Annotated in this window: 21 protein-coding genes; 2 read left to right on the top strand and 19 right to left on the bottom strand. The window is 54.2% G+C overall.

Annotated features, from left to right (window positions below; all coding sequences use genetic code 11):
• Positions 1-25 precede the first annotated feature (25 nt).
• The 10 genes from M2298_RS02390 to M2298_RS02345 all read right to left on the bottom strand — a co-directional run bounded on the left by M2298_RS02390 (position 26) and on the right by M2298_RS02345 (position 8,624).
• Positions 26-1,477 (bottom strand): aldehyde dehydrogenase, encoded by a 1,452-nt coding sequence (locus M2298_RS02390; protein ID WP_280648186.1) that lies wholly within the window; start codon positions 1,475-1,477, stop codon positions 26-28.
• 13 nt (positions 1,478-1,490) lie between these two features.
• The gene (locus M2298_RS02385; RefSeq protein ID WP_122963141.1) at positions 1,491-1,952 is read right to left on the bottom strand and encodes a RidA family protein; all 462 of its coding nucleotides are present in this window, start codon (positions 1,950-1,952) and stop codon (positions 1,491-1,493) included.
• Between the two features lie 14 nt (positions 1,953-1,966).
• Entirely contained in the window at positions 1,967-2,959 is a 993-nt protein-coding gene (locus tag M2298_RS02380) for an amidohydrolase family protein (protein ID WP_173596218.1), read from the bottom strand.
• Positions 2,944-3,483, bottom strand: coding sequence for a 3-hydroxyanthranilate 3,4-dioxygenase (locus tag M2298_RS02375; protein ID WP_122963139.1), 540 nt, complete (start codon positions 3,481-3,483; stop codon positions 2,944-2,946). The genes M2298_RS02380 and M2298_RS02375 overlap by 16 nt, the downstream gene beginning before the upstream one ends.
• Positions 3,484-3,647: 164 nt before the next feature.
• Positions 3,648-4,412, bottom strand: coding sequence for an IclR family transcriptional regulator (locus tag M2298_RS02370; RefSeq protein ID WP_122963138.1), 765 nt, complete (start codon positions 4,410-4,412; stop codon positions 3,648-3,650).
• Positions 4,413-4,595: 183 nt separating this feature from the next.
• On the bottom strand, positions 4,596-4,955 hold the full coding sequence (locus M2298_RS02365; RefSeq protein ID WP_122963137.1) for a DUF1294 domain-containing protein: 360 nt from the start codon (positions 4,953-4,955) through the stop codon (positions 4,596-4,598).
• Positions 4,956-4,958: 3 nt separating this feature from the next.
• The gene (locus M2298_RS02360; protein WP_063228714.1) at positions 4,959-5,576 is read right to left on the bottom strand and encodes a DedA family protein; all 618 of its coding nucleotides are present in this window, start codon (positions 5,574-5,576) and stop codon (positions 4,959-4,961) included.
• Between the two features lie 178 nt (positions 5,577-5,754).
• Complete coding sequence (locus M2298_RS02355; RefSeq protein ID WP_254223223.1) at positions 5,755-6,243, bottom strand: DNA alkylation repair protein; 489 nt, start codon at positions 6,241-6,243, stop codon at positions 5,755-5,757.
• Positions 6,206-7,984, bottom strand: coding sequence for a B12-binding domain-containing radical SAM protein (locus M2298_RS02350; protein ID WP_280648185.1), 1,779 nt, complete (start codon positions 7,982-7,984; stop codon positions 6,206-6,208). The genes M2298_RS02355 and M2298_RS02350 overlap by 38 nt, the downstream gene beginning before the upstream one ends.
• A gap of 133 nt (positions 7,985-8,117) precedes the next feature.
• Positions 8,118-8,624, bottom strand: coding sequence for a MogA/MoaB family molybdenum cofactor biosynthesis protein (locus M2298_RS02345; protein ID WP_280648184.1), 507 nt, complete (start codon positions 8,622-8,624; stop codon positions 8,118-8,120).
• Between the two features lie 192 nt (positions 8,625-8,816).
• On the opposite strand from M2298_RS02345, the gene M2298_RS02340 reads away from it, so the two are divergent.
• On the top strand, positions 8,817-10,259 hold the full coding sequence (locus tag M2298_RS02340; protein ID WP_122963134.1) for an aminotransferase-like domain-containing protein: 1,443 nt from the start codon (positions 8,817-8,819) through the stop codon (positions 10,257-10,259).
• Between the two features lie 93 nt (positions 10,260-10,352).
• On the top strand, positions 10,353-11,699 hold the full coding sequence (locus M2298_RS02335) for a TrkH family potassium uptake protein (protein WP_122963264.1): 1,347 nt from the start codon (positions 10,353-10,355) through the stop codon (positions 11,697-11,699).
• Positions 11,700-11,774: 75 nt separating this feature from the next.
• On the opposite strand, the gene leuB is transcribed toward M2298_RS02335, so the two are convergent.
• The 9 genes from leuB to rplT all read right to left on the bottom strand — a co-directional run bounded on the left by leuB (position 11,775) and on the right by rplT (position 21,364).
• Positions 11,775-12,869, bottom strand: coding sequence for a 3-isopropylmalate dehydrogenase (leuB, locus tag M2298_RS02330; RefSeq protein WP_122963133.1), 1,095 nt, complete (start codon positions 12,867-12,869; stop codon positions 11,775-11,777).
• 77 nt (positions 12,870-12,946) lie between these two features.
• Positions 12,947-14,482 carry a 2-isopropylmalate synthase gene (locus M2298_RS02325; RefSeq protein ID WP_217021945.1) on the bottom strand — a complete coding sequence of 512 codons (1,536 nt, stop codon included), beginning with the start codon at positions 14,480-14,482 and terminating at the stop codon, positions 12,947-12,949.
• Positions 14,483-14,538: 56 nt separating this feature from the next.
• Positions 14,539-15,561, bottom strand: a complete 1,023-nt coding sequence (ilvC, locus tag M2298_RS02320; RefSeq protein WP_122963131.1) for a ketol-acid reductoisomerase — start codon at positions 15,559-15,561, stop codon at positions 14,539-14,541.
• Between the two features lie 57 nt (positions 15,562-15,618).
• Positions 15,619-16,125 (bottom strand): acetolactate synthase small subunit, encoded by a 507-nt coding sequence (ilvN, locus tag M2298_RS02315; RefSeq protein WP_063228706.1) that lies wholly within the window; start codon positions 16,123-16,125, stop codon positions 15,619-15,621.
• Between the two features lies 1 nt (position 16,126).
• Entirely contained in the window at positions 16,127-17,863 is a 1,737-nt protein-coding gene (gene ilvB, locus M2298_RS02310; RefSeq protein WP_280648183.1) for a biosynthetic-type acetolactate synthase large subunit, read from the bottom strand.
• 607 nt (positions 17,864-18,470) lie between these two features.
• On the bottom strand, positions 18,471-19,622 hold the full coding sequence (gene sat / locus M2298_RS02305) for a sulfate adenylyltransferase (RefSeq protein WP_173596211.1): 1,152 nt from the start codon (positions 19,620-19,622) through the stop codon (positions 18,471-18,473).
• A 22-nt stretch (positions 19,623-19,644) separates the two neighbouring features.
• Complete coding sequence (locus M2298_RS02300; RefSeq protein ID WP_173596210.1) at positions 19,645-20,346, bottom strand: phosphoadenylyl-sulfate reductase; 702 nt, start codon at positions 20,344-20,346, stop codon at positions 19,645-19,647.
• A 154-nt stretch (positions 20,347-20,500) separates the two neighbouring features.
• Positions 20,501-20,734, bottom strand: coding sequence for a hypothetical protein (locus M2298_RS02295; protein WP_173596209.1), 234 nt, complete (start codon positions 20,732-20,734; stop codon positions 20,501-20,503).
• 270 nt (positions 20,735-21,004) lie between these two features.
• Positions 21,005-21,364 carry a 50S ribosomal protein L20 gene (gene rplT, locus M2298_RS02290; protein WP_063228701.1) on the bottom strand — a complete coding sequence of 120 codons (360 nt, stop codon included), beginning with the start codon at positions 21,362-21,364 and terminating at the stop codon, positions 21,005-21,007.
• Between the last annotated feature and the right edge of the window lie 60 nt (positions 21,365-21,424).

Here is a 21,424-nt window from a genome sequence, read left to right as displayed (position 1 = left end):
ACCACCTTTCGACTCTCCCCGCTGCCTACAGCTTCATCGTCACGGTTTTGGCTTCGGTATAAAATTCAAAGCTGTGGCGTCCGCCTTCCCGGCCGATTCCGCTCGCTTTCGATCCGCCAAAAGGCGTGCGCAGGTCGCGGACGTACCAGCAATTGATCCACAACAAGCCCGAGTTGATGCCTGCCGCGACGCGGTGCGCCCGGCGCAAGTCGTTCGTCCAGACCACCCCTGCCAGTCCGTAGATGGAATCGTTGGCGATCCGGATCGCGTCTTCTTCTGTTTTGAACGGGATGACGACCAGTACCGGGCCGAAAATCTCTTCCTGGGCCACCCGCATTTTGTTATCGACATCGTACAGGACGGTCGGCTCGTAAAAATTGCCTTTGTCCAGGCCCGCTACGCGCTTGCCGCCATGTGCCAGCTTCGCCCCTTCGGCCAAGCCAATCTGCACGTACTCATCGACGGTTTCCAGATGGCTTTTGGAGACGAGCGCGCCCATGTCTGTGTCTGGAGCCAGCGGATCGCCGACTTTGATCTTCTGCACGGCGGCCACGAACTTTTCCAAAAATTGCTCGTACACCGTCTCTTGCACCAAAAGTCTGGAGCCAGCCAGGCAAATCTCGCCCTGATTGCGGAAAATCGCTTCTACGGAGCCTTTTACCGCTTCGTCCAGGTCCGCGTCCGCAAACACGATGTTCGCCGATTTTCCGCCCAGCTCCAAAGAGACGGGAATCAGCTCGGCGGCTGCGTTTTTCATGATCGTTTTGCCTGTCGTCGTCTCGCCGACAAACGAGATGCGGCGCACATGCGGGTTGGTGGTCATGGCCGTCCCGACCGTTCCGCCTGGTCCCGTCAAAATATTCAGAACGCCAGGAGGAAGGCCAGCTTCGTTGGCGATCTCACCGAGCATGAGTGCCGACAAGGGCGTATACGACGCCGGTTTGACCACGACGGTATTGCCTGCCGCCAGCGCCGCAGAAGCTTTCCACGTCATCTGCATGAACGGCAAATTCCACGGGATGATCAGGCTGGTCACGCCTGCCGGAGCGTATTTGGCGTACGACATGAAGTTGCCTTTGTCGTAGTGCTCATGGTGGACATACTTCGCCATTTCCGCAAAGAACCGCAGGTTTTGCGCCGCTCGCGGGATATCGAAGCCAAGGCTTTCCTTGATCGGTTTGCCGACGTCGAGCGTTTCGACTGTCGCCAGCTCTTCCACGCGTTCCATCACCAGATCAGACATCCGGCACAAAATTTCCGCGCGTTCCTCGGCCGATTTTTTGCTCCACACGCCGCTCTCAAAAGCAGCCTGTGCTACTTCAATCGTCCTGTTTGTATCGTGTACGTCTGCGCAAGCCACTTCCGCCAGCTTCTCGCCCGTGGCCGGGTTGATCGTGTCAAACGTTTCGCCGGACTGCGCATCGACGTACTCGCCGTTGATAAACAGCTTGGCATTTTTCACGTGAATGCTGTTCATAGTTCCCTCCTGCCTAGTCCTCGATCTCCAGTACCATCTCGATTTCGACTGCCGTATTGTTCGGAAGCTGGGCCATGCCTACCGCAGAGCGACCGTGCTTGCCCGCCTCGCCAAAGACGGCAACCAACAGATCGGAAGCACCGTTCATCACTTTCGGCTGGTCGGTAAACTCTTCCGTCGAATTGACAAATCCCAATATTTTGACGACTCTTTTCACTTTTCCCAGATCGCCAAGCTCCGCCTTGACCGCCGCAAGCACGTTCAGCATGGACTGACGGGCTGCCAGGTAGCCTTCCTCGACGGTCAAGTCTCTTCCCAGCTTGCCTTTGTACTGATCCACTCCCTGTCCTGCCGTAAACAACAGATTGCCTGTGCGGACGCAAGCTACGTAGTTGCCCACTGGCGTACGGAGCTGCGGAAGCGAAAGCTGCAAGGCAGCAAGATTTTCCTCCGGTGTCTTTGTCTGTTCTCCCACTCCTACCTCTCCTCTCACACTTTCAAAAATCTCAATGCATTGCCGCCGAGCATGGCGACTTTTTGTTCTTCTGTCAGCCCTGGCGTCTCGTCGATGACTTTGCCCGGCGGAAGCTCGCGCAGCAAGAACGGATAGTCGGTGCCCATGACGATTTTTTCGTGGCCGAACCTTTCGATCAAAAGCCGGATATTCAACGGCTCGTAGTTCAGCGAGTCGAAGTAAAAGTTTTGTGTGTAATGACTCGGCGGACGCTCCGTCACGCGCAGGTGCGGCCACACGTTCCAGCCTTGGTCGAGACGCGGCAGGATGTACGGAAAAGAACCGCCGCCGTGCGCAAAGCAGACGCGCAAATTCGGGAATTTCTCGATGACTCCGCCGCCGACCAGACTCGCTGCGGCAAGCGCGGTTTCGCTCGGCATTCCGACGGTGTACATGAAGTTGTGGCGCGGCATCCGCTCCCGGCCCAACGTCTCCCACGGGTGGACAAACAGCGGCACGTCCCACTTCTCGCACATCTCAAAAAACGGCAGGAAGGCTGGATCGTCGAGGTTTTGCCCGTTGATGTTCGAACCGATCTCGATCCCTTTCAGCCCTAGTTGATGAATGCAGCGATCCATCTCGCGAATCGAGCTTTCCACATCTTGCAAAGGAACGGTTCCGAGTCCGATGAACCTGTCGGGATATTGACGCACTGTATCGGCGATAAAGTCGTTTTGCAGGCGGGCCATCGCTTCTGCCGCCTCGCTCGGCGCCCAATAGGAAAAGGTGACGGGAATCGGCGAGAGCACTTGCATGTCCACGCCTTCCGCGATCATGTCCGCGATCCGCTTTTGCGGGTCCCAGCACTGATCGGTAATCTCCCGAAACAGCTTTCCGCCGACCATGATGTTCGCTCCGCACGAGCATGTCGGCTGCAGGGTCGGCCAACGCTCTCCGCCGTATTTTTGCGAAAAGTCAGGTAAATCTGCCGGGATGATGTGCGTGTGAAAATCTATTCTGGCTGCCATTCCTTCACTTCCTCCGACGCTACATGACCGCAGTTTTTGCATGTGCGCAAATCTTCGCTACCGTTGAAAGTGTGGATCGCTTCTTTCACCTGTTTTTCGATATCTGTCAGCTGCACGCGGGTGCGGTGCATCTCCTGGTCGCACTTCTCGCAAAACCAGACGAAATCTTCCAGCTCGCCTTCATCCCGGTTGCGCTCGATGACCAACCCGATCGTGTCTGCTACACGGTGCGGGGAATGCGGAACATTCGCTGGCAACAGGAACATTTCTCCCTCGCGTACCGTGATGACCTCGCGCTTGCCTTCGGCGTTGATGATTTCCACGTAGCAGTCGCCCTTCAGCTGATAAAAAATTTCCTCGGACGGATCGACGTGGAAGTCGCGGCGTTTGTTTGGCCCGCCCAGCACCATCATCATCAGTTCGGCGTCCTTCCAGACGACTTTGTTGTTGACAGGCGGTTTCAGGCTGTCTTTATTCTCATCGATGAACTTCCAAATATTTATTGGTTTTGTGATAGTGCTCATATCGGACACGCTCCTTTTCGTATTTGAAAAATGATTCTCTCACCAATTGCAGGAGGTTTGAGTATGGTTGGCGAATGGTTCTCAGATAGACTTCTCTTTGTGGTGTTTTCGGCTGGCCGCTTGAAAACTGCTCCAACAAGGGGGAAGTCTCTTTTTGTTGCCCATCAGCCTCGATACCCAAACCGTCTGGAAACCGCCAGCGCAGCTTGCTTGACTTCGTGAATGAACGTCGCCATTTTGTCGTCGGAGAAGCGATGTTTGGGACCGGCGCAGCTTATGGAGGCGATCACTTTCCCTTCATGGTTGAAAATCGGCGCTGCCACGCATTTCAGGCCGATCTCGATCTCTTCGTCGTCGATGGCGTACCCTTGCTCGCGAATTTTGCCCAGCTCTTGCTTGATCGCGTCCGGATCAGTCAGCGTAAACGGCGTGAATGCCGTCATCTCCGCTTCTTGCAAAATGCGATCCACGGTCGCCTCATCCAAGTAAGCGAACAGCGCTTTCCCTACCCCTGTGCAATACATGGGAGCGCGCTTCCCCAGCATGGAGTACATCCGCAGGGCAGCAGGCCCTTCCACTTTTTCCACGTACACCACTTCGTCCTTGTCGAGCACGACCAGGTGAACCGTCTCTTGCAATTTCGCGACCAACTCTTGAATGATCGGGTAGGCGAGATTGCGCAGCTCCATGCCGCTGCCCACCAGGTTCCCCAGCTCGAACAGACGCAGTCCGAGCTTGTACTTTTGATCGGTCGGCTTTTGCTCCAGGTACCCTCTGTGCTCCAAGGTTTTGATCAAGCCGTGAACCGTGCTCTTCGAGAGTTGCAGCCGATCACTGATCTCCTTGACGCTCAGCTCCTGCTGCGCGAGGGAAAACAGCTCCAAAATATCGATGGCTCGATCCACAGATTGGATAAACTTTTCGCTCATGATCCCTCCTGTTCGTTCGATATTATCGAACGCCATTCGATAATGTTGACTACATTTCTTATTATAGGCTCGATTTCCCAAATGCGCAATATACAATTTAGAGTTTTCTGTCATTTATGCGTTTTCATTATGGGAAAACAAAAAAAGAACCTCGCGTCATTCGTTGCACACGAGGTTCTTGCCTTATTGTCTGCCGATCCAGACGACCAGCGCGATTTGCAATAGACAAAACAGTGGGACAAAAAACAGGAAGGAGGCATGCCGGGTTTTGTGGCGGTGCAACAGCATCCCCGCCAGTGCCCCCGGTCCTCCTCCGAGAAAAGCGACGAGCAGAAGGCTGGCCTCGGGAATCCGCCAGCTTTTCCTTTTTGCCAGACGCTTGTCCGTGTACATCAGAAACCAGGCGTAGCCGTTCACAATCAGAGCGCCCGCTGCCGTGACAAACGGCTCGAAGCTGAAATACCCTCCGAGCACCAGCAGCCAGGCGAGCGCAAGCACCAGATTGCGATTGCGCCTGTGCGTTGCCACTTGTTCCAGTCTCATCGCTTATTCTCCTTTGGCCCGATACGCGCGATTGCTGATGATGAGCTTGCGCACGATCAACCAGGCGGCCAGTCCCACCACGACGACCAGCAACGCGTAAAACCCGTACTGGCGAATCATCCCGATAATCGCCTCTACGTTGTTTCCGAATACATAGCCGAGAAAGTAAAAAGCAATCGTCCAGACAAGTCCGATCGGATACGACAGCAAGGCATAGCGGCGGTACGTCATGCCTCCCAGCGCCACCAAATAAGGCACGACGTGGCGGACAACCGGAAAGAGATAGCTGATGCACAAGGCTGTCGTGCCGTATTTCTCCAGCAAGCCTGTCGATCGCTCTACAGCATGTCTCATCTTTTCGCTTTTGGACAGCCATTGCAAGATCGGCTTCCCAAAGTATTTTCCTAATAAAAAACCTATGGTCAATCCGGAAGCAACTCCCATGTACCCGGCCAAAAACGAGTAGAACGGGTCCAATAGGCCAATCGAGGCGAGAAAACCTCCCGTGGCGACGACCAGCTCATCCGGGATGGGCAAGCCGACAATCCCCAGCCAGAGCAGGAAAAAAATCGCAACGTAGCCGTATTGTTCGATGATTGACATCAGCAGGTTGATTTCCATGAGGCAAAATCCCCTATCTTTGCCACTGGCGGCAAAATTTCAGTCGACGGGCAGTGGCTGCGCGCAGTATGTGACTCTTAGTTATTACGTGTGAACATGCAAAAAGGTACTTGTCTATTTTGCAATAGATGAACCATTTTTATCAAGCGAAGAAATCATGGACAACACGACGCGCCGATCAACCAAGGTGTTTGAGCGCCTCTCGCTTGCTCAGGTTCGACAGCACAGTCCTTTCTACAAAGCCACGTACTGCTTCGGGTTCTGTTTTAGCGTATTCCCTCAGGGACCAGCCTATCGCTTTTTGAATGAAAAATTGGTTGGACGCTGCACACGACTCGATCAAGGAAAACAGCAGCTCTTGATCGGTCTTGGCCTTATAAGACAGCTGGAACAGGATCGCTGTTCGCGCAAGCCAGATGTCGTCTCCTTGCACCCACGCTGTCACATTCGGCCGGATCAGCTCGGGATAGAGGGAAAACAGCTTGCCTGTGGTATGAGCCGCCAAATAGTCGACCGTGTCCCACCACGACTTTGTAGTAATCCAGTGGACGATCCACGGCAGATGCTCAGGTGTCAGCTGCTTTTTTCGCTTCTCCAGCAAGTCCATCGCCACGTATTGATACTCGCGCTCAGCCAGCAGCGTGAACGGCAGAAGTGATGACAGCAAAATCGTTCGTTTCTTCTTTTTTATACGGATAGTACACGACAAGGGTAAAATCGCCTTCGATGATCTCTCCGGTTCTCATCCACTTCTCCACATCGAAGGTCACTTTTGCCGTTACGGTGTGCTTGAAGTAGTCTTTTTCCAGCGCAGCATGCGCGGCAAAGTCTTCGCGCAAACGGTCGCGCTGCTCGTAAACGGCAGCATACGTCAGCTGCATGGCTTCCTTGTCCATGATATCCTCCCACCACAGCTTGCGCGGGCGATGCTTCTGGTTGCGCAGGTAGTCGAATTTCATCAGGCTGAGCACGTGTTCCAGCCCTTCGACCTTTTGCTGCTCCAAAAAGGACTGCAAGCGAGTGAACAAATCTTCCAGCTGATGCCCGATGCGGCTCCAGCCTTGCTTTTCCCAATAGTCGCCAAACGTCTGGAAGAAGTCAAACGCCGTCTCGAACTGATTGGCCAAAAGCCATTCCAAGGTCAGATCCATCCGGTGCGCGTTCCAGTATTTCTCCAGCACGTCCTCCACCCGCTTGATCTTCTGCATATCCGCAAAAGACAGCACGTTGTTGCCCAAAATCTCGTAAGGCGCTTCATCCATAAACACATAGCCGTGTTGGGCAGCGCGCGCCCGCACTCCGGTTCCGCGCAGCATTTTCAAAAAGCCGAGCTGAAGCTCCTCCGGGCGCAGGGCAAACACATCGTTGAACGTCTTGCGGAAGGAGTGATAGTCTTCCTCCGGCAAGCCCGCGATCAAATCGAGATGCTGGTCGATCTTCTTCGATTCCTTGATTTGCGTAACCGTTCTGGACAGACGGTCGAAGCGCTGGATGCGCTGCACCAGGCGGTTTGTTTCGTCATTGGTAGACTGGACGCCGATCTCGAAGCGGAAAATCCCCGGAGGCGCATTTTCCGTCAAAAAGTCCAGGACGTCCGCACGCAAAATGTCTGCCGTAATCTCGAACTGAAAAACAGTGCCGTTGTGATTGTCGATAAGGAACTGGAAAATCTCCAACGCATACTTTTTATTGATATTAAACGTACGGTCAACGAACTTAATCGTTTTGATGCCATGCTGAATCAATCGCAGCAAGTCTTCCTTCACCCGCTCCAGGCTGAAGTAGCGCACGCCATCTTCAATAGAAGAAAGACAGTACTGACACTTGAACGGACACCCCCGGGATGCCTCGAAATAGACGACGCGGTTGTTCAGTTCGTCGAGATGATCCACAAATGGCGACGGAATCGCATCCATCTCTTCAATCTGTGCTCTCGGCATGGAAAAGCGAACGTACTCGTCGTCGCGATAGGCGATTCCCGCTACATCCCGCAGGCGAGGAGGCTGACCGCTGTTTTTCGCCTCCTGATAGGTTTGCAGCAGCGCAAGAAAAGTCTGCTCCCCTTCTCCGATGGCGATGACATCAATCTCCGGATGCTTTTTCATCCATTCGTCCGCATCGTAAGTCACTTCCGGCCCTCCGAGAATCACTGGAACATCGGGACATATTTTTTTCAATGTGCGGATCACGTCCAACGTCTCGCGGATGTTCCAGATATAACAGGAAAAGGCGACGAGATCGGGCTGTCGCTTGTAGATGTCCGCCACGATGTTGAGCGTCACGTCGTTGATCGTATACTCCACCAGCTCGATGCCCGGAAAAGCTTCCTGGGCGTAGCTGCGCAAATAGCGCAAAGCCAGTGAGGAGTGAATGAACTTGGCATTTAAGGTCGATAATACAATCTTCATGAATGAGTCTACTCTCCTTGCACAATCCGGCCATGCCACCAACCATCTGTGCTGCGACAGTCGGTGGAAAACCGAGCGATTTCCTTTCGTAACAGTACCACACGAGACAAGAACACGGCAAATCCTGTTCTGATCAGCGATTCAACTCTCGCACGACATGACCAAGTTCCGGCACGATCAGGCGATTCATCGCCAGCTTGACCGCACCTGTCGACCCAGGCGTGGAGAAGATCATTTTTCCTCCCCGGGTGCCCGCGACTGCGCGACTGAGCATGGCCGCCGATCCGATATCTTCCGTAAAGCTCAGCATCCGAAACAGCTCGCCAAAGCCGGGCATTTCTTTTTCCAGCAAGCCGCGCACCGCTTCGAACGTGTTGTCGCGCGGCGATATGCCTGTCCCGCCGTTGAGCAAAATGACCTGCACGTCCGGATGCGCCACTCCTGCTTCGATAGCTGCGATCACCTCGGCAGGCTCGTCCTTCACGATCTGGTACAGGGCAACGTGATGACCTTCTTCGCCCACCAGTTGCTTCATTAATTGTCCGCTCTTGTCTGTCTCTTCGGTTCGCGTATCTGACACGGTGATGACCATGCACGTTACGTGTTTGGGCGACAATGCCTTGTGCTCCTGTGTGCTCATTTTGCGTCCTCCCCTTTTCCTGCTGGCGCATTTTCTCTCATTCTACCATTTTCCCTCAATCCGGTACGGCTCAACCGCGCGATTTCCGTGAAAACCTCTCGACGTTTTTCACACTTCTGCTACCCGAGATGGCGCGGTTTTCGATATAATGCTGATGACAGCTATTTTCGACAGACAAGGAGGCGTCCCCGGATGGCAGAACGCCCATTTTTTTCGTTCCATTTTCACAAGCAATCCCACACGCCCATTTATGTGCAACTAGCCGAGCAACTGAAAACAGCTATTCTGCGCGGGGCCTTTCTTGTAGACGGTCAGCAGTTGATTTCCCTTCGCGATATGAAAACCGTCAGCGGCTGCTCGCTGGAAACCGTCAAAAAAGCATACGATCACCTCGCATTGGAAGGCTGGCTGGAGGCGGTGCACGGCAAAGGCTACTACTTGACGCAACTGGCAAAAGAAGCGCGTCTGGAAAGCCGCCTGCCGCTCACCGACATTCCGATCGCTTCGCTCGCCGACTCTTCTCCCCGCCCTGGCGAAGAGCTGGTCAAGCGACTGCGCGGCGCCTTTTACGAGAGCCTGGCCGTACTGGACGAACCTTCGGCGCAAAAGAAACTCCGCCGCGCCCAAGCCGCCAAAGTATTTGCCGATCACCTGAGCAGAAGAGGCTTGCCGCACTCCCCTGAACGCGTGCTGCTGTTCAACCGGAGTACGAGCGGGTTCGCCTTTCTCGCCCAGCGCATCATGAATCCGCGCGATGTCGTCTACGTGGAGGAATACAGCTACCCCGTCTTTTTGCGCTTGCTCAGTCAGTGCGGCATCACGGTGCGTCCGATTCGGCTCGACGACGAAGGAGTCAGCATAGAAGCACTCGATCAGGAACAGGAGCACTACCCGGCCAACTGGCTCTTGATCAATCCGCACTATCATTTTCCTACCGGGATCAGCTACTCGCTGAAACGCAAGGAAGAACTGCTTGCCTGGGCCGAACGCCACAGCGTGCGCATCGTGGAAAACGACCACTACGGCGACTTGTGGTTCGAGGAGCCGAGCAAGCCGATTTACGAGATGGCTTTTCAGCAAAAAAGCTCTGTCGACGTGTACTACCTGCACTCTCTGTCCAAGACGCTGGCACGCGATCTGCAACTCGGCGTCCTGATGCTGCCTTCTGATTTTGCCGAAGAGGAGCTGGAGCGCTACAGACAGATTGTCTCGATGACAGGTGCGGAGCCGTCGCTCTTGGTCGTAGAGGCAGCCGTTACACTCCTCGGCGATCCCTGGTTTTACGAAAAGTATTTGCCGGATCACCGCGCTTTGTTCCAGTCCCGCTTCCTTAGGCTTTGGAAGGAAAAGCAGCAGGCTTTGCCGTCCCACGCCCGGATGTATCCGATTTCCGGCGGGCTGAATACGTGGATCGAATGGGGAAATCCGACTACGAACGCCACCGAGCTGGAAGAGCGGGTCGTAACCATCTTGCGGGAAGAAGGGCTTGAGCTTACGTGCGGCCATGCTTTTCGGGTAGCTGACGAGCCTGACGACACCAAGCGCCGCCCTGCTGTCCGGTTTCCGCTCGCCCCGCTGGAGGAGCGCGAACTGAAGCACTGGCTGCATCGCCTGGGGGCCGCCCTTTTGCGGTAATTTTTTCAGGGGAAACGCCATACTAAGGAAATACCGAGCTTTTCTCGCATCAAACCATTCACAATCGTATAAAGAAGTCGAGGTATGACCTACATGATCAGAAAATGGACTGACAAGCTACAGCTTGATCCCCCGAAAACACTCGTCCTTGGGTTCGCCCTGATTATCCTTCTCGGCACATTCCTGTTGACCCTGCCGAGCGCTACCGTCAACGGACAAGGACTGCCGTGGCTTGATTCTCTGTTCACCGCCACTTCGGCCACCTGCGTGACAGGTCTGGTCGTCGTGGACACCGGAACGACCTTTACGACTTTCGGTCAGATGGTCATCCTCTCGCTTATCCAAATTGGCGGTCTTGGCTTCATGACCGTCGCCACTTTCTTTTCCTTGATCATGCGCAAAAAAATCTCGTTGCGCGAGCGGCTGATCTTGCAAGAGTCGCTGAACCAGATGACGATGGAAGGCGTCGTCCGTCTGGCCAAAATGATCCTGATTTTCACCGCGCTGGCAGAGCTGATCGGCGGGGTTTTGCTTTCGATCCGGTTCGCCTTCGACTTTCCTTTGCCAAAAGCGATCTACTTTGGCTTTTTTCACGCCATCTCCAATTTCAACAACGCCGGCTTTGACTTGATGGGCGACTTCGCCAGCCTGACGGGCTATGTAGACGATCCGCTCGTCACGCTCGTCGTATGCTTATTGATTATTCTCGGCGGGATTGGCTTTATCGTCGTCAGCGATCTGTACGAATATCGCCATACGCGCCGCCTGTCGCTGCATACCAAAGTCGTCCTGTCCACGACTGCCCTCTTGGTGCTGGGCGGTACGGTGCTGATCTTCATTTTGGAGTATACGAACCCGAAAACGTTGCAGCCGCTCTCCATGCTCGGAAAAGTGCTCGGCTCGCTCTATCAGTCTGTGACGGCGCGAACGGCCGGGTCGAACACGCTGAGCATCGGCGACATGCGCCAGTCTTCGCTGTTCCTGATCATTTTGCTGATGTTCATCGGGGCTTCTCCCGGTTCCACCGGGGGCGGGATCAAGACGACGACGTTTGCCACGCTCATCGGTGCGGTCATCGCCCAGATCAAAGGGAAGGAAGACGTCATCTTTTTCCGGCAACGCATTTTGCCGCACATGATTTACAAGTCGCTGACCGTGACCATGACCGGGTTGTTCATCGTCATGGCCGTCACGATGGCTCTGTCCATTACGGAAGCAGGCGCACGTTTTGAAATGATTTTGTTCGAAGTCACGTCCGCTTTCGCCACGACCGGGTTATCGATGGGGCTGACCCCCAGTCTCTCCCCGATCGGCAAAACGCTGATCATTTTGACGATGTTCGCAGGACGGGTCGGGCCGCTGACGATCGCATTCGCGCTGGCCCAACGCAGGCAGAAAGAATACTTCCGCTATCCAAAAGGCAAAATCACGATCGGTTGAATGAACGAACGAAAACCCTGCCAGTTGTCCATTGGGACGCTGCGGCAGGGTTTTTCATCTTTTTCGTGCTTTTGCTTACTTATGCTGCAACTGTTTGGACAGCTCGTCGCGAACCAGTTGGCCCATTGCCACGGTGCCAATCGCTTTGCTCGGATCTGCTGCGATATCGCCTGTGCGGTGTCCGGCCTCAAGAACGGCCCACACGGCATTCTCGACCGCTGCCGCAGCCTCATCCATGCCGAGCGAGAGGCGAAGCATCATCGCTACGGAAAGAATCGTCGCCAGCGGATTGGCAATGCCTTTTCCGGCAATATCAGGCGCGGAGCCGTGCACAGGTTCGTACAGACCGAAGCTTCCCGCTGCCAGACTGGCAGAAGCGAGCATTCCGATCGATCCGGTCAGCATAGCCGCCTGATCGCTCAAAATGTCTCCAAACATGTTTTCCGTCACGATGACGTCGAACTGCTTCGGTGCGCGAACAAGCTGCATCGCGCACGAATCGACCAGCTGATGCGACAGCTCCACGTCAGGATAGTCGGCTGCAACGCGTTCGGCTACTTTGCGCCAGAGGCGGGAGCTTTCCAAGACGTTCGCTTTGTCGACGGAGACGAGACGTTTTTGACGCTTGCGGGCGATATCGAAGCCCACGCGGATGATTCGCTCCACTTCGGCTTCGTTGTAGATGCACTGATCTTCCGCTACTTCTCCGTTCGGGCCGTCGTAGCGCTTTTTCTCCCCGAAGTAAATGCCGCCAGTCAGCTCGCGCACGACAATCAGGTCTACGCCGGAAACCACTTCAGGCTTGAGCGAAGAGGCGTCGACGAGCGAGCTGTGCATGGTCGCCGGGCGAATGTTGGCAAACAATCCAAGCGCTTTGCGAATGCCCAAAAGGCCAGTTTCCGGGCGCAGATGTCCCGGGTTTTGATCCCACTTCGGTCCGCCTACTGCGCCAAGCAGCACAGCGTCAGCTTGCTTCGTCAATGTGACGGTTGCTTCCGGCAAAGGAGTTCCGTCCGTGTCGATGGCAATTCCACCGATTCGGCCTTCCTCGCACGTAAATGTAACGCCTTCGCGCTCTCCTACAAGCTGAAGGACTTTGACTGCTTCCTGCATGATCTCCGGTCCGATACCGTCACCAGGAAGAACGGCGATGCGATAGTTTTTCTTCATCGTTTATCCCGCATTTCTTTTCTGTAATGGTTTTTCGTTCCTTGCTGGTTCCTGTTCCTATCCAATACGCTTTCTTTCTAGTTCACAGCCACTGGCACCGATTCCCCGCGACGCTCCAAAATTTTGTTGATGGCGCGTATATAGGCAATCGCGCTCGCTTCCAGCACGTCCGTACTGACTCCACGGCCCGTAACTGTCAGCTCGCCCTGTTGCAGACGGACATACACTTCGCCGAGCGCATCCTGGCCGTGCGTAACCGAAAGAATTTTGTAGTCAATCAAAGTGACTTCTTCTCCAGTCGCACGGTCGATCGCTTTGTAGATCGCATCGACGGAACCATTGCCAATCGCTGCTTCTTCTACGACCGACTCGTCAGCCCGCTTGAGACGAACGCTGGCGGTCGGCACGGAAATGTTGCCGTAGGCGAGTTGAACCGATTCCAGCTGGAACGCTTCCTGGCCGCGAACGATTTTGGTATCGATCAAGGCAAGAATGTCGTCGTCCGTAATTTCCTTTTTCTTGTCGCACAATGCTTTGAATGCGGCAAAAGCGGCGTTTACTTCCTCTTGGTCGAGGTGGTAGCCCAGTTCCACCAGCTTTTCCTTGAAGGCGTGACGGCCCGAGTGCTTGCCGAGAACCAGTTTGTTTGACTTGAAGCCGACCGACTCTGGACGAATAATCTCGTAGGTGGTAACTTCCTTCAAAACGCCATCCTGATGGATACCGGATTCGTGCGCAAAAGCGTTCGCTCCTACGACGGCCTTGTTGCCCGGCACGATCATTCCCGTCAAACGGCTCACCAGCTGGCTGGTCCGCGCGATTTCCTTCAAGTGCAGCTTGGTTGTCGCCTGGTAGTAATCTTTGCGAGTCTCAAGAGCGAGCGCGACTTCTTCCAAGGCAGCGTTGCCGGCGCGTTCACCGATCCCGTTGATCGTGCCTTCCACTTGGGTCGCCCCGCCTTCTACTGCTGCCAAACTGTTCGCGACAGCCATTCCCAGGTCATCGTGGCAATGACAGCTCAGGCGGATTCCGTCTGTAGCCGGCACGCGCTTTTTCAACTCGCGGAAAATGTTTCCGTACTGATAAGGCGTCATGTAGCCAACCGTGTCCGGAATATTGACAGTCGTAGCCCCAGCCTTGATGACTGCCTCCACTACCTCGGCCAAAAAGTCGATCTCTGTACGCGCTGCATCCTCGGCAGAAAATTGTACTTCCGTGAAATACTTTTTCGCATACGTGACTGCCTCCACCGCACGAGCAAGGACTTGCTCCTTGCTCATGTTCAGTTTGTACTGGCGGTGGATCGGAGAGGTTGCAAGAAAGACGTGGAGGGATGCGTTTTGCGCGTTGCGCAGCGCTTCGTACGCCTTATCCATGTCGTCTTTGACGGCACGTGCGAGACTTACGATGGTGGAGTTTTTCACCCGCTTCGCCACTTCGGCCACAGACTTTTGGTCGCCCGGGGAAGCAGCCGCGAAGCCGGCCTCAATTCTGTTTACGCCCAGCTTTTCCAGTTGGAGGGCGATCTCCACCTTTTCGTTCGTGCTAATGTTGACGCCCGGAGACTGCTCCCCATCACGTAATGTCGTATCAAAAATCTCAATGGTCCGCATGAACTTTTCACCTCCACATTTTTTCCTACATTATATATGTCTCTTTGTAACGATCCTTATTGACCGATTTTCGCTTCTTCTTTTTTCGTGTCTTTGTTCAGCCAAGACATCATGCCGCGCAGTTGTTGACCTACTACTTCGATGCCGTGTTCTGCTTCCAGACGGCGGCGGGAAGTGAAGCCAGGGCGGTTCGCTTGGTTTTCCAAGATCCAGTTGCGAGCGAAAGTACCGTCTTGGATTTCAGCCAGCACTTTTTTCATTTCTTTGCGAGTCTCGTCTGTGATGATGCGGCGGCCTGTGCTGTAGTCGCCGTATTCCGCTGTGTCACTGATCGAGTAGCGCATGCGAGCCAGACCGCCCTCGTACATCAGGTCGACGATCAGCTTCAGCTCATGCAAGCACTCGAAGTAGGCGATCTCAGGGGCGTACCCTGCTTCTACCAGCGTATCGAATCCTGCTTTTACCAGCTCGCTTGCTCCACCACACAATACCGCTTGCTCACCGAACAGGTCTGTTTCTGTCTCTTCACGGAAAGTTGTTTCGATTACGCCTGCTTTGGTGCAACCGATTCCGCTGGAGTAGGCCAGAGCGAGGTCTTTCGCATTGCCAGTCGCATCCTGATAGATCGCGATCAGACCAGGTACGCCGAAGCCTTCTTGGTATACGCGGCGAACGAGGTGACCAGGGCTTTTCGGAGCGGACATGATGACGTCAACGTCTGCTGGCGGCACGATTTGCGCATAGTGGATGTTGAAGCCGTGGGAGAAGCACAGTGCTGCGCCGGATTTCAGGTTTGGCGCGATCTCGTCGCGGTACACTTGCGCCTGGCGCTCGTCTGGCATCAAGATTTGCACAACATCAGCGCGCTTGGTTGCTTCTGCTACCGTCAAAACTTCAAAGCCGTCTTTAGCCGCTACATCCCAGGATTTCCCGGGGCGCAGACCTACTACTACTTTATAACCGCTGTCGCGCAGGTTTTGTGCTTGCGCATGACCTTGGCTGCCGTAGCCGATGATCGCGATTGTTTTGCCACGCAGTACCTCTTTGTTTACGTCCGCTTCATAATACATTTTTACCATTTGTGTAGCCTCCCTAAAATATCGTTTAGTTTGAATTTCTATTCTGAATTTTGCAATTTAAACCGTTGCTGCGGCTGTTGCTGGAACAATACTGCGCGCCATCGCTACTGATCCGGTGCGGGTCAGTTCGAGTACCCCATAGCTTTGCAAAAGGACAAGCAGCGCGTCGATTTTTTCGGTGTCACCCGTCACTTGCACGATCAGCGAAGTCGGCCCGACATCGACGATCGCGGCGCGGAACGGCTCGACGATCCCATTCAGCTCTGCCAGCTGGCTTGGCGAAGCACTTACCTTGATCAGCGCCAGCTCTCTGGAAACATAAGGATTTTCGCTGAGGTTCGTCACCGAGATGACATCGATCAGTTTTTGCAGTTGCTTCATCAGTTGTTGAATCTGACGGTCATCTGCGCCTGTGGTAATAATCATCCGGGACAGACCTTGTTCTTCTGTTCCGCCCACCGTGATGCTGTCGATGTTATAGCCGCGCTGCCCGAACAAGGTAGCGACTCGGGTCAAAACGCCGGGGTGATCGTTGACGAGTACGGCGATGGTATGTTGTTGCATCCTAGTCGTCCCCCAATTCCATCTGATCTAATGTGTCGCCTGACGCTACCATCGGATATACGTTTTCTTCCTGCGCGACGCGGAAGTCCACTACGACTGGCCCATCATGCTTGAGCGCCTCTGTCCAAACCGCTTCCGCTTCCTCTGGTGTGGTTGCACGCAATCCTTTGACTCCGTACGCTTCCGCCAGTTTGACGAAATCCGGGCTGCACGTCAGATCGATTTGGCTGTAACGATTGTCGTAGAACAATTCCTGCCATTGGCGAACCATCCCCAAGCACTGGTTGTTCACAATCGCGACTTTCACCGGAATGTTGTACTGGGAGACAATCGCCAGCTCCTGGTTTGTCATCTGGAAGCCGCCATCGCCAACCACTGAAATTACTGTGCGATCAGGATGCGCGATCTGTGCGCCGATCGCTGCCGGGAAGCCGAAGCCCATCGTGCCGAGGCCACCGGAAGAGATAAACGAGCGCGGATGCTTGAACTTGTAGTATTGTGCTGTCCACATCTGGTGTTGTCCAACGTCTGTTGTGACGATCGCTTCCCCATCTGTGGAGCTGTACAGAAGCTCGATGACTGCTTGCGGCTTCAGCACGTCGCCGTCTTTTTTGTACTTGTACGGATACTGGGCTTGCCATTCTTTCAACTGGCTGATCCACGCTTCGGAATCGCAAGTGCGGGCAACCGGAATCGCTTTGGCCAGGGTGCTTTTGACATCTCCGGCCACGGTTACGGCTGTTTCCACGTTTTTGCCCAGCTCTGCCGGATCGATGTCGACGTGAACGATGCGAGCTTTCGGCGCAAATTCTTTTGTGCGGCCCATCGTGATCCGGTCATCGAAACGCGCGCCCAGCCCGATGACACAGTCTGCGTTCAGCAGCGCCTGGTTGGCGGTGTAGTTTCCGTGCATGCCCGGCATGGCGAGCGCCAATTCGTGCGTTCCAGGGAAACCGCCAAGACCCATGAAAGTGTTGATGACAGGGATGCGAGCCTTTTCGGCAAAAGCGAGCAGCTCTGCTTCGGCTTTCGAGGCGATGATGCCGCCGCCTGCCAAAATGACCGGGCGCTTCGCTTCGCCAATCGCGGTAACAAATGTTTGCACTTCTTCGTCTGTCGGCACGAGCGTGTCGCGGTAGCCGCGAATCTCGACTTTGTCCGGGTAGGTGAACGGCGCTGTCGCATTCGCCACATCTTTTGGAATATCGATGAGCACCGGACCCGGACGTCCTGTCGTTGCGATGTGGAACGCTTCCTTCACGATGCGCGGCAGATCGCGGATATCGCGGACGAAGTAGCTGTGCTTTGTAATCGGGATCGTGATCCCTGTAATGTTCGCTTCCTGGAACGCGTCTGTTCCGATCAACGACTGGGCTACGTTTCCGGTGATGCACACCAGCGGAACCGAGTCCATCTGGGCTGTCGCAATTCCCGTTACGAGGTTGGTCGCCCCCGGCCCGGAAGTGGCGATACATACGCCCGGTTTGCCAGTGGCGCGGGCATATCCGTCAGCAGCGTGGATAGCGCCTTGCTCATGGCGAGTCAAAATGTGCTTGAAGTAGCTCCCGTACAAGGAATCGTAGATCGGGAGAACCGCTCCGCCTGGATAGCCGAAAATGTACTCGACCTGCTCCAGGATCAAACAGCGCAGAAGCGTTTCTGCTCCTGTCACTTCCTCACCGAACTGGATCGGTGGCATGCCGTTCTTTTTCTGCAATTCGGCCATTTCAACACTCATTTCCTCTCCTCCTCCCACTTCTCAACAGGTACCTATAAACAATACCTATAGACACATAGAAAAACCCTTTCGCCCCGACACGGTTCGATTTCCATGTCTTTTGGGGCGAAAGGGTTCGCGGTACCACCCAACTTTATCGGCGCCTCACGGTCAGCCGATCTCAGCCAGTCACAATAAATGCGGACTGTAACACGCTAACGGGTGTTAATCGGTTTTGCCTACTATGTGATTTTACGCACATTTCAGCAAAACAGCTCGGAGGTGAGCAATGCAACGTACCCGATACCCGTTTCTCAGCAATCAGGGCTCTCTGTAAAAGGGGAGACGTGCACCATCCTCGTCATAGCCTGCTATTATAACAATATTTCTAATATTGTTGTTGTCAGAAAATAAAGTGTTACGTCTGATTATAGCTAGGCACTTTTGGGGTGTCAACGAAAACAAAAAGATTTTACTAGACTTTCGTCCGAACGAGTGCTCAATAGAAAATGGCGGAACGGCGCGGTTTTTGCGTGAAAGCGGATACATTTTTGTTCCGGCTTGTCCCCGTTTTGGACAAGGAAACGGAACGGCACTGCCGTCCCTTCCCCCTGTTTTGGGAACACGTTTATCTCTGTTCGCGCAGACCCTCGATCAAAATGCTGGCGATTTCCGGGCGGGTAAATTCCGGGGGCGGAGTCTTGCCGCTGCGCAGCAATTCGCGCACTTTTGTCCCGGAAAGCGTCAGGTGCAAGCTCGCGTCATGCGGGCAAGTCTTCGCGGTCGCCATCCCCTGGCAAGCCGTGCAGTAAAAGCTGTGTTCGAAAAACAAAAGCTGGATACCCAGCTCGCCTGGCTCAAACGCAGAAAAGATGTGCTGCGCGTCATACGTCCCGTAGTAATCGCCGACTCCTGCATGATCGCGGCCTACGATGAAGTGCGTGCAGCCGTAGTTTTTGCGGACGAGCGCGTGAAAAACCGCCTCTCTCGGCCCCGCATAACGCATGGCTGCCGGAAAGGCGGCGAGCAGCACGCGCTGTTTCGGATAGTAATTTTCCAGCAGGGCGAGATAGCTTTTCATTCTCACTTGCGAATCGATATCGTCCGACTTCGTCTCCCCCATCAACGGGTTGAGAAACAGCCCGTCAACGATCTCCATCGCCGCTTTCTGGATGTACTCGTGCGCCCGGTGGACCGGATTTCTCGTCTGAAAGCCGACCACTGTTTTCCAGCCTTGTCTGGCAAAGCTTTCTCGCGTTTCTTGCGGCGTCAAATAATACTCGGCAAAACGCTTTGGCCTCGGTCTTTTCAGCACTTGCACAGGGCCGCCCACATACAGGCCCGGCTTCTGGGCAAGCTTTTTCACGCCCGGATGCGCCTGATCGGCCGTGCGAAATACTTGTCTCGCTTCCCGTTCCTTGTCCGGCTCATAGCAGCTTTGCACGTGAAGAACCGCATAATTCTCCCCATCCTCCCCGCGCAACAGCACCCTGTCTCCCGGCTGAATGTCCGCATGCGCGAGCGGATCGACAGCAAGTGTTACTGGCAAAGGCCACACTGTCCCGTCTGCGAGCCGCATCGTCTCGACGACAGAGCGGTAGTCTGCCTCGTTCATAAAGCCTGTCAGCGGCGAAAAGGCGCCAATCGCCAAACAATCGAGATCGGACAAGGTCCATTCGTCTATCGTGATCACTTTTTTGACACTTGCGTTGTCTGCCGCTTCCGCCTGGTTCACCAGCCGATTGATAAGTGTTCCGCCGTGCGGCAAGATCGTTTGCATGCCAACTCCCCCTCTTCCTCTCCTACTTGTGCAGACCGCACTCGGTCTTGTCAAAGCCGGCCCAGCGCCCTGCACGCGGATCTTGCCCCGGGAGGACAGGCCGGGTGCACACACTGCAGCCAATGCTCGGATAGTGGCGATCATGCAGCGGATTGTAAGGGACCTGATTTGCATGTATATATTCCCACACCTGATCCATCGTCCAGTCCGCAAGCGGATTAAACTTCACCAGATTGAATTTGTCATCCCACTCCACTTTTTTCGCATGGGCGCGTGTCGGCGCCTGATCGCGGCGTATTCCTGTAATCCACGCGTCGTAGCCGGACAAAACCCGCTGCAATGGCTCTACCTTGCGAATTTGGCAGCAAAGATTCGGGTCCGTTTCCCATAATTTCTCTCCATGCTTCTCTTCCTGCTCAGCCAGCGTCATCTGTGGCAACACCTGGATAAACTTGGTCTGGTAACGCTCTTGCAGTTTGTCCCGCGTCTCGTAGGTTTCGGCAAAATGCTTGTTCGTATCGAGATAAAAGACAGGTATGGTCGGCGCCAGTTTATGCAGCATGTCGATCAGCACTACATCTTCGGCACCAAAGCTTGAGGCGAGGACGAGATTGCCTGCAAAGTTTTCTACCGCCAGAACCAGCACGTCCTGTGGCAATTTGGCTTCCATCCGGTATGCCCATACCTGCAATTCCTCATCCGCCATCCTCTGGCGATTGCTCATCAGCGAAACTCCCTTCCTGCTAGGATTCACCCACCATCATATGTTGAAAATCCGGAAGTGGAGATTCGTCCTGCCGACAAAACTGCATCGGCCACGCCAAAATGAACGAAGCGACCAGACATTATGCCTGATCGCTTCTCGCGGTATTTCGCTGTTATTTCTTTTCTACTTTCACGTCTTCTTTGGCAGGCGGGATAATAAATGTGCTGCTGGTAGGAATCGTATTTTTGACCTGATCCACGTTTTGCACAAGAGGTGCGCCTTTCGTGAAAACGACCGGTGCTACATAGACATCGTCTTTTTCTTTGGCAAATGCTCCCGGAACGAACAACGCCGAACAAACAACCGCCGTAGCACCCATCATCATCATCCATTTTTGTTTTTTCATATATGATCTCTCCCTATCCAATGTTTTCCTTTGACACTTTTTATTGTATGGCAGGAGGCAGTCCCTCCGACACGGACGGAAGATTGTTTTTCTCTCCAACCTGAGACGGAAGTTCTTCTACGTCCCACGCCCATTTTTTGGCGGCAAAAGCCGTTTGGCTGCTTTTTGCCGATACTTGCTGTCTTGCGGATGGAAAAAGGGAAAGACCTTTATACGCAAAAAAACCGACCATCTCCCCACGGGGAAAAGGTCGGCTCGTGATGCAGCCGATTAAGCGTTCAGCTTGCCTTTTGCAACTGTTGCCAGTTCGTTGAAAGCAGCTTTGTCGTTAACAGCCAGATCAGCCAGCATTTTGCGGTTCACTTCGATGCCAGCCACTTTCAGGCCATGCATCAGACGGCTGTAGGACAGACCGTTCAAGCGAGCTTGCGCGTTGATACGAGTGATCCACAGTTTGCGGAAGTCGCGTTTCTTTTGACGACGATCACGGTATGCATAAAGCAGGGATTTCATTACCTGCGCATTAGCGGATTTAAACAGGCGATGTTTGGAACCGAAGTATCCTTTCGCCAGCTTCAAAATTTTCTTATGACGACGGCGTGTAACAATGCCACCTTTTACTCTTGGCATACTAAACTCCTCCTGGTCTTTCCAGCATGGCGGCCTACTGCTAGGCGCTTAGGGAGCTCA

Origin of the sequence: Brevibacillus sp. 1238, assembly GCF_029892995.1 — a bacterium.
Classification (GTDB): Bacteria; Bacillota; Bacilli; order Brevibacillales; family Brevibacillaceae; genus Brevibacillus; species Brevibacillus parabrevis.
Note: the sequence above shows the minus strand (reverse complement) of the source record. Positions and strands in the feature narration are given on the sequence as shown.

Bases quoted from the DNA above. Each gene is read 5' to 3' on its own strand.
- ilvC (WP_122963131.1), bottom strand. From the start codon at position 15,561: ATGGTAAAAATGTATTATGAAGCGGACGTAAACAAAGAGGTACTGCGT.
- M2298_RS02380 (WP_173596218.1), bottom strand. From the start codon at position 2,959: ATGGCAGCCAGAATAGATTTTCACACGCACATCATCCCGGCAGATTTA.
- M2298_RS02360 (WP_063228714.1), bottom strand. From the start codon at position 5,576: ATGGAAATCAACCTGCTGATGTCAATCATCGAACAATACGGCTACGTT.
- M2298_RS02340 (WP_122963134.1), top strand. From the start codon at position 8,817: ATGGCAGAACGCCCATTTTTTTCGTTCCATTTTCACAAGCAATCCCAC.
- M2298_RS02390 (WP_280648186.1), bottom strand. From the start codon at position 1,477: ATGAACAGCATTCACGTGAAAAATGCCAAGCTGTTTATCAACGGCGAG.
- rplT (WP_063228701.1), bottom strand. From the start codon at position 21,364: ATGCCAAGAGTAAAAGGTGGCATTGTTACACGCCGTCGTCATAAGAAA.
- sat (WP_173596211.1), bottom strand. From the start codon at position 19,622: ATGCAAACGATCTTGCCGCACGGCGGAACACTTATCAATCGGCTGGTG.
- M2298_RS02325 (WP_217021945.1), bottom strand. From the start codon at position 14,482: ATGCGGACCATTGAGATTTTTGATACGACATTACGTGATGGGGAGCAG.
- M2298_RS02295 (WP_173596209.1), bottom strand. From the start codon at position 20,734: ATGAAAAAACAAAAATGGATGATGATGATGGGTGCTACGGCGGTTGTT.
- ilvN (WP_063228706.1), bottom strand. From the start codon at position 16,125: ATGCAACAACATACCATCGCCGTACTCGTCAACGATCACCCCGGCGTT.
- M2298_RS02335 (WP_122963264.1), top strand. From the start codon at position 10,353: ATGATCAGAAAATGGACTGACAAGCTACAGCTTGATCCCCCGAAAACA.
- M2298_RS02365 (WP_122963137.1), bottom strand. From the start codon at position 4,955: ATGAGACTGGAACAAGTGGCAACGCACAGGCGCAATCGCAATCTGGTG.
- leuB (WP_122963133.1), bottom strand. From the start codon at position 12,869: ATGAAGAAAAACTATCGCATCGCCGTTCTTCCTGGTGACGGTATCGGA.
- M2298_RS02345 (WP_280648184.1), bottom strand. From the start codon at position 8,624: ATGAGCACACAGGAGCACAAGGCATTGTCGCCCAAACACGTAACGTGC.
- M2298_RS02375 (WP_122963139.1), bottom strand. From the start codon at position 3,483: ATGAGCACTATCACAAAACCAATAAATATTTGGAAGTTCATCGATGAG.
- M2298_RS02370 (WP_122963138.1), bottom strand. From the start codon at position 4,412: ATGAGCGAAAAGTTTATCCAATCTGTGGATCGAGCCATCGATATTTTG.
- M2298_RS02350 (WP_280648185.1), bottom strand. From the start codon at position 7,984: ATGAAGATTGTATTATCGACCTTAAATGCCAAGTTCATTCACTCCTCA.
- M2298_RS02300 (WP_173596210.1), bottom strand. From the start codon at position 20,346: ATGAGCAATCGCCAGAGGATGGCGGATGAGGAATTGCAGGTATGGGCA.
- ilvB (WP_280648183.1), bottom strand. From the start codon at position 17,863: ATGAGTGTTGAAATGGCCGAATTGCAGAAAAAGAACGGCATGCCACCG.